This is a genomic window from Streptosporangium amethystogenes subsp. fukuiense, from assembly GCF_042665875.1.
GTDB lineage: Bacteria > Actinomycetota > Actinomycetes > Streptosporangiales > Streptosporangiaceae > Streptosporangium > Streptosporangium fukuiense.
The window spans coordinates 1768468-1779877 of sequence record NZ_JBHTEE010000001.1 but is presented as its reverse complement, the minus strand read 5'-3'; the positions used below and the strand labels follow the sequence as shown (position 1 = coordinate 1779877).

At 66.7% G+C, this 11410-nt stretch carries 11 protein-coding genes; 4 read left to right on the top strand and 7 right to left on the bottom strand.

Annotated elements, in window-relative coordinates:
* The first annotated feature begins 74 nt into the window (after nucleotides 1-74).
* The gene (locus tag ACFQVD_RS07540; protein ID WP_343967173.1) at nucleotides 75-860 is read left to right on the top strand and encodes an IclR family transcriptional regulator; all 786 of its coding nucleotides are present in this window, start codon (nucleotides 75-77) and stop codon (nucleotides 858-860) included.
* Nucleotides 861-870: 10 nt separating this feature from the next.
* Here ACFQVD_RS07540 and ACFQVD_RS07535 read toward each other — a convergent pair whose 3' ends face one another.
* The 3 genes from ACFQVD_RS07535 to ACFQVD_RS07525 form a co-directional block, all read right to left on the bottom strand.
* Nucleotides 871-3159 (bottom strand): FdhF/YdeP family oxidoreductase, encoded by a 2289-nt coding sequence (locus ACFQVD_RS07535; RefSeq protein ID WP_343967170.1) that lies wholly within the window; start codon nucleotides 3157-3159, stop codon nucleotides 871-873.
* Nucleotides 3160-3230: 71 nt separating this feature from the next.
* Nucleotides 3231-4382: an aromatic ring-hydroxylating oxygenase subunit alpha gene (locus ACFQVD_RS07530; RefSeq protein WP_386270705.1), complete on the bottom strand. Its 1152-nt coding sequence runs from the start codon at nucleotides 4380-4382 to the stop codon at nucleotides 3231-3233.
* Between the two features lie 46 nt (nucleotides 4383-4428).
* A complete protein-coding gene (locus ACFQVD_RS07525) occupies nucleotides 4429-4776 on the bottom strand; it encodes a bifunctional 3-phenylpropionate/cinnamic acid dioxygenase ferredoxin subunit (protein WP_343967167.1) in 348 nt (115 codons plus the stop codon).
* A 226-nt stretch (nucleotides 4777-5002) separates the two neighbouring features.
* Between ACFQVD_RS07525 and ACFQVD_RS07520 the strand changes: the two genes are divergently transcribed.
* The 3 genes from ACFQVD_RS07520 (at nucleotide 5003) to ACFQVD_RS07510 (ending at nucleotide 6946) form a co-directional block, all read left to right on the top strand.
* Nucleotides 5003-6223 carry a helix-turn-helix domain-containing protein gene (locus ACFQVD_RS07520; RefSeq protein WP_343967165.1) on the top strand — a complete coding sequence of 407 codons (1221 nt, stop codon included), beginning with the start codon at nucleotides 5003-5005 and terminating at the stop codon, nucleotides 6221-6223.
* A 208-nt stretch (nucleotides 6224-6431) separates the two neighbouring features.
* A complete protein-coding gene (locus ACFQVD_RS07515) occupies nucleotides 6432-6659 on the top strand; it encodes a hypothetical protein (RefSeq protein WP_343967162.1) in 228 nt (75 codons plus the stop codon).
* Between the two features lie 44 nt (nucleotides 6660-6703).
* The gene (locus ACFQVD_RS07510) at nucleotides 6704-6946 is read left to right on the top strand and encodes a hypothetical protein (protein WP_364152956.1); all 243 of its coding nucleotides are present in this window, start codon (nucleotides 6704-6706) and stop codon (nucleotides 6944-6946) included.
* A 182-nt stretch (nucleotides 6947-7128) separates the two neighbouring features.
* Here the strand turns inward: ACFQVD_RS07510 and ACFQVD_RS07505 are convergent, their stop codons facing one another.
* The 4 genes from ACFQVD_RS07505 to ACFQVD_RS07490 all read right to left on the bottom strand — a co-directional run bounded on the left by ACFQVD_RS07505 (nucleotide 7129) and on the right by ACFQVD_RS07490 (nucleotide 11399).
* On the bottom strand, nucleotides 7129-7584 hold the full coding sequence (locus ACFQVD_RS07505; RefSeq protein ID WP_343967158.1) for a hypothetical protein: 456 nt from the start codon (nucleotides 7582-7584) through the stop codon (nucleotides 7129-7131).
* A gap of 8 nt (nucleotides 7585-7592) precedes the next feature.
* A complete protein-coding gene (locus ACFQVD_RS07500; RefSeq protein ID WP_343967156.1) occupies nucleotides 7593-8645 on the bottom strand; it encodes a hypothetical protein in 1053 nt (350 codons plus the stop codon).
* Nucleotides 8646-8706: 61 nt separating this feature from the next.
* Nucleotides 8707-10668, bottom strand: a complete 1962-nt coding sequence (locus ACFQVD_RS07495) for a hypothetical protein (RefSeq protein WP_343967154.1) — start codon at nucleotides 10666-10668, stop codon at nucleotides 8707-8709.
* On the bottom strand, nucleotides 10665-11399 hold the full coding sequence (locus ACFQVD_RS07490) for a toll/interleukin-1 receptor domain-containing protein (protein ID WP_343967152.1): 735 nt from the start codon (nucleotides 11397-11399) through the stop codon (nucleotides 10665-10667). The genes ACFQVD_RS07495 and ACFQVD_RS07490 overlap by 4 nt, the downstream gene beginning before the upstream one ends.
* Nucleotides 11400-11410: the final 11 nt, after the last annotated feature.

The following is an 11410-nucleotide window of genomic DNA, read 5'->3' as shown; positions in this document are numbered from 1 at the left end:
AGGGTGCACCATTCGCAACGGATGTCGTCGTCCCCGATGACGTTCGTTCCCTTTCCAGCGCCTACAGTTGCGCCATGGGCAACGATCGCACCGACAGCGGCGGTGGAGTCCAGTCCGTCGACCGGGCCATCACCATCCTGGAGATCCTCGCCGAACGCCGCGAGGCCGGGGTGAGCGAGATAGCCCAGGAGATATCGGTGCACAAGTCGACGGCGTTCCGGCTGCTGGGCGCGCTGGAGGCGCGCGGCCTGGTCGAACAGGCCGAGGACCGGGGAAAATACCGCCTCAGCTTCGGCCTCGTCCGCCTCGCGGGCGGGGTGGCCTCCCGGCTCGACCTGACCCAGCAGAGCCGCCCGGTCTGCCACCGTCTCGCCGAGGAGCTCGGCGAGACGGTGAACCTGGCGGTGCTGCGCTCCCACTACGCGGTCAACCTGGACCAGGTACGCGGCCCTTCCGCCGTCACCACGCACAACTGGGTCGGCCAGCTCACCCCGCTGCACGCCACCTCCAGCGGGAAGGTCCTGCTGGCCCACCTCGACGAGGCGCACCGGGCCCGGCTGCTCTCCGCGAGCGGCCTGGAACGCTACACCCCGAACACGATCACCTCCGTCGCCGCCCTGGAGGAGCAACTGGGAGAGGCCCGCGAGCGGGGTTACGCCGTCACCGTCGAGGAGTACGAGATCGGCCTGAACGCCGTCGCCGCGCCCGTCCGCTCCTACGACGGTGAGATCGTCGCCGCGGTCAGCGCGTCAGGCCCCGCGTACCGCCTCGGCGAGGACCGGCTGCACGAGCTGGCACCGCTCGTGATCGCCGGCGCCCGCGACATCAGCCACCGCCTGGGGTACGCCGGACGAGCCTGACCACGGATATTCAGCCGTCGGCGGGCTCCCGCCGGACGAGTCTGACCACCACGCTCTTGGAGGTGGGGGTGTTGGAGGTCTCCGCCACCGAGTCGAGCGGGACGAGCACGTTGGTCTCCGGGAAGTACGCGGCGCAGCAGCCGCGCGCGGTCGGGTAGGCGACCGCGCGGAAGGCCTCCGCCCTGCGCTCCCCGTCGGGCCACTCGCTGACCAGGTCCACCATGTCCCCGTCGGCCAGTTCCCGCTCGGCCAGGTCGTCGGCGTGCACGAAGACCACCCGGCGGCCGTTGCGCACGCCCCGGTAGCGGTCGTCCATGCCGTAGATCGTGGTGTTGTACTGGTCGTGGCTGCGGACCGTCTGCAGCAGCAGCCGCCCCGGCGGCACCCGCAGCACCTCCAGCTCGTTGACCGTGAAGTTGGCCTTGCCCGTCGCGGTCGGGAAGCGTCGCTCGTCGCGGGGCGCGTTGGGCAGCGCGAAGCCGCCGGGAGCGCGGATCTTGGTGTTGAAGTCGTCGAATCCGGGCACCACCCGGGAGACCCGGTCGCGGATCGCGTCGTAGTCGGCCGCGAACTCCTGCCAGGGCACGTGCGGATCGTCACCGAACAGCTCCACGGCCAGCCGGCAGACGATCTCCACCTCGGAGAGCAGATCGTCGGAGGCGGGCCGCAGTCTGCCCCGCGAGGCGTGCACCATGCCCATGGAGTCCTCGACCGTGACGAAACGGTCGCCGTCGCGTTCGGTCCGTCCCAGCGTGGGCAGGATGAGCGCCTCGCGCCCGCAGACGGCGTGCGAGCGGTTCAGCTTGGTGGAGACCTGCACCGTCAGCCTGGCCCGGCGCATCGCCTCCTCGGTCGCCGCCGTGTCGGGGGTGGCCGACACGAAGTTGCCGCCCATCGCGATGAAGACCTTCGCCCGCTCGGAGCGGAGCGCCCTGATCGCCTCCACGGTGTCGAAGCCGTGCTCGCGGGGCGGCTCGAAGCCGAACTCGTCGCGCAGCGCGTCCAGGAACCGGGCCGGTGGCTTCTCGTAGATGCCCATCGTGCGGTCACCCTGGACGTTGGAGTGGCCCCTGACCGGGCAGACCCCGGCGCCCGCGCGGCCCACGTTGCCGCGCAGCAACAGGAAGTTGACGACCTCCCTGATGGTGGCGACGGAGTTCCTGTGCTGGGTGAGCCCCATCGCCCAGCACACGATCACCGACTTCGCGCCCAGCACCTCCCGTACGGCCTCCTCGACGGCCGGGCGGTCCAGCCCGGTCGCCTCCTCGACCTCCGCCCAGTCCAGGGAGCGCAGATCCTCGGCCCATTCGTCGAAGCCGTGGGTGTGCGCCTCGACGAAGTCGCGGTCGATCACGGTGCCGGGGGCGGCCTCCTCGGCCTCCAGCAGCAGCAGCGACATCGCCTTGAAGAGCGCGAGGTCGCCGTTGAGCCGGATCTGCAGGAACCTGTCGGACAGCGTCGTACCCTTGCCCACCAGCCCGGAGGCCCGCTGCGGGTTCTTGAAGCGGAGCAGCCCGGCCTCGGGCAGCGGGTTGACCGCGACGATCCGGGCACCTTCGCGCTTGGCTCGTTCCAACGCCGAGAGCATGCGCGGGTGGTTGGTGCCGGGATTCTGACCGACCACGAAGATCAGGTCGGCCCGGTGGAGATCCTCCAGCGAGACCGTGCCCTTGCCGATACCGAGGGTCTCGGTGAGCGCCGAGCCGCTGGACTCGTGGCACATGTTGGAGCAGTCCGGCAGGTTGTTGGTGCCGAACCTGCGCACCAGGAGCTGGTAGGCGAACGCGGCCTCGTTCGAGGTGCGCCCCGAGGTGTAGAAGAGCGCCTCGTCCGGGCTGTCCAGCGCGCGCAGCTCCCGCGCGATCAGGGAGAAGGCGTCGTCCCAGCTCACCGGGACGTAGTGGTCGGAGCCGGCGGGCTTGTGCATCGGCTCGGTGAGCCGCCCCTGCTGGCCCAGCCAGTACTCGGTGTGCCCGGCCAGGTCGTCGACGGTGTGCCGGGCGAAGAAGTCACGGGTGACCCTGCGGACGGTGGCCTCCTCGGCCACCGCCTTCGCGCCGTTCTCGCAGAACTCGAACGGGCTGCGGTGCTCCCCCTCGGGCCAGGCGCAACCGGGGCAGTCGAAGCCTTCCTTCTGGTTGACCCCGGCCAGGGTGAGGAGGGTGCGGCCGACGCCCATCTGGGCATTGGCGGTCAGCAACGACCGGGTCACTCCCGGTATACCGGCCGCCCACTCCTTGGGGGACCCGATCTCGATGCCGTCCTCGTTGACGTCGTCGCGCGGAGCCTTCCTGGCCATCCTCGCGCCTCCTTCCTTGCCCTCCCCCCCTGAAACGGCGGGTTGCGCACACTATAGGCGCTCCCCTTCCATCAGTCCGGCCCGGTACCCAGCCTGTCGATCAGCCAGTCGTGGAAGCCCCCGATGTGGTGCTCGCTGGGCACCAGGACCCCACCCCGGGCGTACGCGCGGGAGTTCATCGCCGGCTGGCACCTCTCACAGGCCGCGAAGTCCTGCTCGTTGACCCGGTGGAAGAGCTCGACGGACGGACCGAGATCGGTGCCCGCCTCCACGACGTCCCTGAGGAAGAGCCAGTCGCACTCCACGATCGTCCGGTCGGCCGCCAGCGGGAACATCCGGTGCCAGATCACGTGGTCGGGCACCAGGTTGACGAAGACCTGCGGTTTGATGGTGATCGCGTAGTAGCGGCGGTCCTGCTCCTCGCCGACCCCCGGGATACGGTCCACTCCCGCCGAGCCGTCGACGGTGAACCCCCGGATCTCCTCGCCGAACTCCGCTCCGTGCCCGACGAAGGACTGCGCCGCGTAGCCGTCGGCGAACTCCGGCAGCACCTCGGTGAGCTCGGGATGGATGGTGGCGCAGTGGTAGCACTCCATGAAGTTCTCGACGATGAGCTTCCAGTTGGCCCGCACGTCGTAGACGATCCTGCGGCCCACCGCCAGGTTGGCGATGTCGTAGCTCTCGATGGCCCGCTCGTCGCCCAGCCGGGCCGTCGCCTCACCGATCACATCCGCCTCGAACGACGGCGGCTCGTCGGCCAGGCAGACCCACACGTACCCACTCCACTCGCGCACGGCCACGTTGACCAGCCCGTACTCGACCCGGTCGAGGTCGGGCATCCTCGTCAGGTTCGGCGCGGCGATCAGCCTGCCCTCAAGATCGTAGGTCCAGGCGTGGTACGGGCACTGGAAGGCCCGCCTGACCTCGCCGGACTCCTCGGTACGTATCCGGGCGCCACGGTGGCGGCACACGTTGAGGAAGGCCCGGATCGAGTCGTCCCTGGCCCGGGTGACCAGGACGCTCTCCCGGCCCACCTGGACGGTCCGGAAAGCCCCCGGCTTTCCCAGATCGGAGGCCCGGACCACGCAGAACCACATCGACTCGAAGATGCGGGCCTGCTCCAGGGCGAAGACGTTCTCGTCGGTGTAGTGGCCGCCGGGCAGGGTGGCGATCACGCTGGGCGGCAGGCTTCTCGCGGTCACGATCGCTCCCTGGTCTGCCATGTCGACGGGTTGGGGCGGCCGTTGCCGGGGAGGGCGCGCGTCGGCGTCATGCGGTACTCGCGCGCACGCCGGGCGGCAGGTTCGGCGGCTCCTCGGAGGGCACCACGTAGACGGTGTCGTCGGAGACCACCACCCGGTGGGTGCGCAGCGGCAGCTTGGCAGGGGGGCTGCTCGGACGTCCCGTCCGCAGGTCGAAGCTGGAGGCGTGCAGGGGGCACTCGATCTCACACCCCTCCAGCCACCCGTCGGAGAGCGAGGCGTCCTGGTGGGTGCAGGTGTCGTCCACGGCGTAGATCTCGCCGTCCTCGGTGTGGAAGACAGCGATGGGCGGGTCGACGTCGAGCCGATGGGCCTCACCCGGAGGAAGGGCCGCGAGGGGGCAGACAGGGATCATCGCAACAAACCCCGGTTTCGTAAAGCAGAACAAGCAGCGCTATACGCAACAGCGTGACCTCCGGAAATCCCACTGTCAAGGGTCTTCCCCATGGTCACGCGAAGGCCGAGTGGCGCACCCGCCATCGCCGCTCAACCGATCCGCACGACGTTCCCCTGACACACCAAAGGCTCCGCACGTAGCCTGAGGTTGTAAGGACCGTTACAGATACGTGTGGGGCCTGCTCATGCGCGACGGCAGTACGAATGGCCCAGCCGCCGAAGAAGCTGTCGGGCGGCGGATCGCCCAGGCTCGCAAGCTGCGCGGTCTGACGCAGCAGCAACTCGCTGACCGAGTGCCCTGTTCCAAGAGCCTGATCGCCCAGGTCGAACGGGGGCACAAACCGGCCACGCAGGCCCTTATCACCGCTGTGGCGCGGACCCTGCGGATCGAGCTCGGTGAGCTGACCGGCCAGCCGTACCGTGACCCCGGCACGCGAGAGGACCGGATCCACGAGTGCGTCCCGCAGCTCCGACGAGCACTTCTGTCCTGGGACCTGCCCGACGAGGACGTCCCACCGCCGCCGACAGAGCAGCTCCGCGCGGACGTGCGGCGCGCGTCCGCACTGGGCAGGCAGGCCCGGTACATCCAGCTCGGGGAGATGCTTCCGGGCCTGCTGGAAGAGCTGACGCGAGCCGTTCACGCCAGCGAGGGAGCCCGACGTGACGAACTTTTCGGGCTGCTCTCCGAGGCGTACACCGGGGTGACGGCGATCGCCTACACGCTGGGCTACTTCGACCTGCGGGGCCTCGCCATGGATCGCGTGGCATGGGCGGCCCAGGCGTCACAGGACCCGCTGCGGGTCGCCCGCACGCAGTGGCAGCGTTCGACGCTGTTCCTGGCGACGGCCACCTACGACAAGGGGCTGATCCTCCTGGATCGGATACGGCGCGAGGTCGGCGAGGACCTCGGCCGGCTGACCGCCGCCGAACTGAGCGTGTACGGCGCGGCCCATCTCCGATCCGCGATCTTCGCTGCCCGTGCGGCTGACCGGCAGACCGCGTTCGACCACATCGAACACGCCCGCGAGGCCGCCCGCGTACTGGGCCAGGACGCGAACCACTACGGCCTGGAATTCGGCCCCTCCAACGTGATCATGCACGAGGTCGCAGCCGCAGTGGAGATGTACGACGGCGGCGAAGCAATCCGCCGCGCTCAGCACACAGCACTCTCTCCAGCGGTCGCACCTGTCCGGCTCGGCCACCACTACATCGACCTGGCGCGCGGCTGGCTCTACCACGGCAACCGCCAGAAGGCCCTGGAGACACTGCTCGCCGCCCGTCGGGCCGCCCCTCAACAGACCCGCAACCATCCGATGGTCCGCGAAACCGTCCGGATGCTCGTCAACCTCGAACGACGACGTCCCCGAAGCCTCAGCGGCTTCGCGAGCTGGCTCGGCCTACCGTAGCGAATTCGAGTTTCACGAACCTGTGATACTTCGCCGTCCCCCGCGACGGCCACGCTGTCCGCATGCACCACGCAGCGATGACCCCGTCTTCTTACCGGCCGCCCGGCCCGTACGACGCCCCCCTCCACACCCTCCTCACCTCACAAAACGGGCCTGTTCAACCATGCGAGCGACCGGACGGGCCCTTGATCGGATGGAGGTCCAATCAATGACCGATGCTGAATCCACCACCATTCCCGGTTGGCGGCTGATCCTCAGTGACGCCGGACGGCTGTGGGCCAGCCGGGAGAGGCCCTTCTGCGCCCTGGCGTTTCACGCCGAAGCCGAACGGACGGTCGGCGCCGACAGCCTTGAGGCCCTGCGCGCCGAGACCGACCGACAGGAGGCCATCGCACGACAGGCGCGGCAGCGGGCCGCCGGGCAGGTGATCTCGTGATCCGGCGACGCCTTGCCCGCCCTCGCGGTCGTCACCGCGACGGCGTGCCCCCCGGTTCGGTCCCGCACTACACCTGGGACCACGAAGCCCGCACCGAGGCCGCGATACTGCAGATCACCTGGCCTGGCTGGGCCGTGCTGTACGGCACCGGCAGCCGTCTCTTCCACGCCATCGCCACCTGGCCCACCCCCGAACCGCTGCTGCTCTGCGACCGCACCGTCGAGGGCCTCAAGGCGCAGATGCGCGAGGCGGAGATGACCGCGCTCACCGGAATTGACCACCCCTGAGCAGGCATGACGGCCTCTCCCTTCCCCGATTCAGGCCGCCATGCCGTTGACGACGTACCGTACGGGCGCGAAGAGGTGCCCGTACGGTACGTGAGACGGTCGGGCGTGCTCATCTGGTCGCCCACGTCATCCAGCCAGGAGTGCCCGCACCTCGGAGTTGGTCAGGGCGGTCAAGGTCCGCATCACTCCATGCCAAGGCCGCTCTGGGCCTCGTCCTCAGACTCACCAGCATGATCGTCCGGTCGGACTGGGTGAAAGGTGGATCCGGATATCCGGCCGGCCTGGATCACCAGACCGGACTGCACTTTTCCGCTGATGCTGTTGTACACGGTGCCCACGGGTGAGGTCGGAAGACTCCGCAGTTCCTCGATCAGGCCGGGGTCCGATCGCATCAGGTAGAGCAACCGGGATCGCCACTCGATCTCGATCTCGGCTGCTTTCTCGTCATCGCCGTGTGCGAGGGCGGCCATCAGTGTGGCCCGGGAAACCTCAAGGTCCCGCAGCAGGTCTTCCGAGTCCCCGGTACGACTGAATGCGCGCGCGAACCTTTCCTTCACCTGAGTCCAGGTATCCGAGACCATCAGTGCGATCAGCGTCGTGGCCCCAGAAGCCGCCAGCGCCGCCAGTTCGGCTTCCATGAGCGTGCTCAATCCTGTCCGGTCTCTTCGGGGACATCGTTCGGCCAGTCGGTCGGCGGATCCGGTAGGGGGCCGAAGGGAGAAGCCTCCGTGTCGAACCGGAGCATGATCTCATCAGCCACCTCCGGTCGGCCGTGCTTGCCGACCAGCGTGGCCACCTCGTGAGCGAAAAGTGTGCTCTGCGAGTCTTCCTCCTTGAAATCCAGTTTATGGAGGAAGGCGGTGAAGCAGTCGACCGCGGAGGCTCCGTTCCCGAAGGGGAGGCGGGATGCCTCGGGCAGGTCATCGGAGTCCGTGTCCGACTGGAGATGCCGGAAGCCCTCGGGTAGTTCCTTGTTGTTGGCCGCGAAGGACAGCCGGGTGAGAAGGCCGATGTCGTTCACCGCCTTTTCCACATGCTCGTCGTTTCTTGCCAGCCACCAGACCACGGCACTACCGGTGTCCTTGAGCACGTCCTCCCCCAGGTACTCGCGCTTGTTCTGTTCGTACTTCCGCTCGTGTTCCCAGACGGCTTCCTTCTTGCGTATCCTGGCGAGCTTCTCCAGTCTTTCCTGGTCATGGGCGGGAAGGGTGACCTCAACCGACTCGGCCATCGCCTGCACGCATCGGGTGTCATCGGCCTGCATTGTGCCCAGGATGCCCCCCAGTTCGTGTTGAACGAGCGAGGCCCGGCCCGGTTCTCGCTGCCTGGTGATCTCCTCTGCTCGTTTCAGTATCGCGTTGACCGCCAGGGCGGCCGCGTTGACCTTGTCCTCATCCGTCGTGAAGGCGAGCGGCGACCAGAGCACCGTCGCGGAGAACAGGAAGTCGTAGTCCTCCTCCTTGCTCGGTAGCGAAACTCGCTCCACTTTCTGTTCCCGGTGCTTCACAGGTGGCGGTGAAGGCGCGTAGCGGGGCGAGGGCTCCGGCGGAATATTCGATCGGCGCTGCCTGAAGGCTCTGATCAGAAGGAACGCCACGGCTATGAGCGCCAAGGCAAGGACCGGTCCCCATATCTGCCAGGGAGCGAAAAGGACGAGGCCGACCAGCAGGACCCCACCGATGGCGGCAAAGTAGATCACGACCGTGTCACGGCCCGTACTCATGGTGCCCTCCCCTGTTCCGTACTGGTGACGTGGTTGCTCATGCGATCCGGATGCCCTGGACGGCGCAGATTTTCCGCAGGACGATGTCGCGAAAGACGGTGTGACGCTCCTGATCGTCCGCTGCGGGCCGAGGCATATTGCGGACGGCGGCGTATAGAAGGCCCAGGATGTTGCCTCGCCCCTCACTGCTCTCGACGAGGATGTCGAGCAGCACCTCACGATTGCGCTCGTCGCCAAGAGCCACGTACAGCCACTGCCGTAGCGGTGCCCTCCACATCTCCTGAGTGCACCGCGTGAAAACGCGCCGCCAACCTTCGGCCAGCATGCCTCTCACGTCGGCGTCGGCGATGAATGGGTGGTTACGGCTTCCCCGATCGGTGAGTGCCGCCGGATCGGCGAACTCCAGGAAGAGGCCGGGGTCGACCTCCCATCTCCAGCCATCGGGAGAAAGAACAATGAGCCGGACAAGCATCTGCCGACGGAGCCGCGAATCACCGTTGACCAGTTGAACCAGTGCCTCACGGGCGATCGTGTTGCGCTCCTCCCTCCGCGCTCGATGATGAAGGCGGACCATGGCCTCGTCTGGGTGGTGGACAGCTATGACCTGGGCGCACATCACGGTGATCACCCGGGCGAGCCCCTCGGGTAGGTCTCTGTTGTGCGACCAGGAGTAGATCTGCTGACGGAAGAACCGGCCGTGCTTCTCTGCTGTGAGTCCACACCGCAGTGCGAGACCGGCAGCCCACAGCCGACGTTTGGTCGTGGATCCCCTGCTCCAGCGAAGCACCGAGCCCACCAATACTTGTCGGTACTCGTGGCGCAGGCACTGCTCGGCGAATCGGGTGACCAGCCTGCCGCAGTCTTCCTGCCCTAGGTCCGCGGAGTCGACGACCTTCTCCACCCACGTCTGAATGCCATCCCGTAGTTCCGGTATCTGGTTCCAGAAGTAGGCACGTACTCCCGAGTCGTATCCGAGTTTCCTGAACCGCACATGACGGTTGCCATTGATTTCAACGTCAATCTTCTGAAATTGCTCAACGAGATCGGGGCGTTCCAGCAGGGGGCACTCGTCCTCGGGATGTCCCAACGTGTTCAGCAGTGCTGTGGCTGCGCGATACACGTGATCCACATGGGCACCGTGCAGCATGGCCGCAGCCAGGAGCAGAGCACGTTGGGGACCCTCGGCCAATGTCGCTACGTCCTTGGCGACCTCCTGCTCCCTACCGGTCAGCGCCTCGTGCGCGATGGCGTACCAGTTGGCAAGGTCGCCCTCGGTGTTCGCCCATGCCTCAGCGACGAGTCCAGCGAATATGGCGATCTCTTGGATCGGCGGGTCGGCATCCAGATAGCCGGTCAGGAGCGGGGTCGTTGGACTGGTCACCGCACCCGGAACGGCCATCAACCGCAGATGGCGACGTAACACCTCCTCAGCCGGTGGGCGGTCGATCTTCGCGAGGTATGGGCCGAATTCTGGACGAAGCCTCTCACCTCTGTTACCCGGTAACACGACCACCAGATAGGCGCCGTGTTCGGCAACGGCGTTACGCACGGCGGACAGCTCGTTCTGAACGTCCCGCCAGATCTGCTCTTCAACGCCTGACAGGTCCAGCCACACACGATCGTCGTCACCAATGTGATCCGGATCCAGGCGGTGCTTGCCGTCACTCTCCTCCCACGACAGCTCACGAAACCGCTCATCGCCGGAGAACAGCTCATACAGGAGCGTCTTGGCAGCGGCAACCCTGCCGCTACCGGGTGCACCATCAAGGAGAACGATCCTGTACGTCTCCAGAAGCTCACGCGCACGGCCAAACCCCGAAGGGTAAACGAAACGCTGCCAGATTCTCTCCAGGTCATCGACAGCGTTCGCCCGAGGACTCCGTGTCGTTACGCCGGCCAGCACTGCGTTCTGGTAGTAATTTCCGATGTTAAGAGGAGCATTGCTCGTCTGAACAGGTCCGTTGACACCAGATATCTGAGTAAAAGAAAAATTGGTCAACGGTCGTCGTCCTCATCTCTGCGAGAGCCGCCGAAGTCGTGCCGGATTCCGCCCTGGTTATCGCCCGCGATATACGTCGCGCCGGGTCCCGAAGCATGCGGAGAATTATTGTTCAGGTCTCCGTTTCCGCTGTGAACCGGCCCCTGGTTGCCCTTGATGACGGTGCCCGCGTCACCGGTGAAATTACCGGTCTGCACGACGGTGCCGTGAGCTTCGTTCACCGAGTTGCTCACACTGTCGGCATCCTGCGGCTCACGAGTGGCCCGATCCACCTCCTTGAGTGACGGTAGTTTCCTGGCGAGTTGGTCGCCGATGCGCTTGAGCCCTGCCTCTTTCTCGTGCAGGTCCAGCCGGACCGACTGAACGTCGGCGAGCCTGACCAGTTCCTGAGGCAGGTCCGCGACGTTAAGGCGCTCGACCTTGCGACCGTCGAGAACAGGTATCACCTCTATGCCGCACTTGAATGCCTCCAGGATCTCCTTCCGCACCCAGTCGTCCTCGTCGTGTAGCCGGGAGTGTTGTGACCAGCCCTCACCGATCACTGCCAGCACGACACTGCTGCGACGTACCGCGCTGAGAAGTCTGTCCGGATAGGTCTCTCCGGGAGGGATGGACGCGCTGGCAAGAAAGGTCCGTTCACCCTCGAAACGCTTCGAGAGGTGCTCATGGAGCAAGGCCGCGATCTTCTCGCCGTCCCCGGTGCGATAGTTGATGAAGACCTCGTGTGCCATTGTGTTCCCCT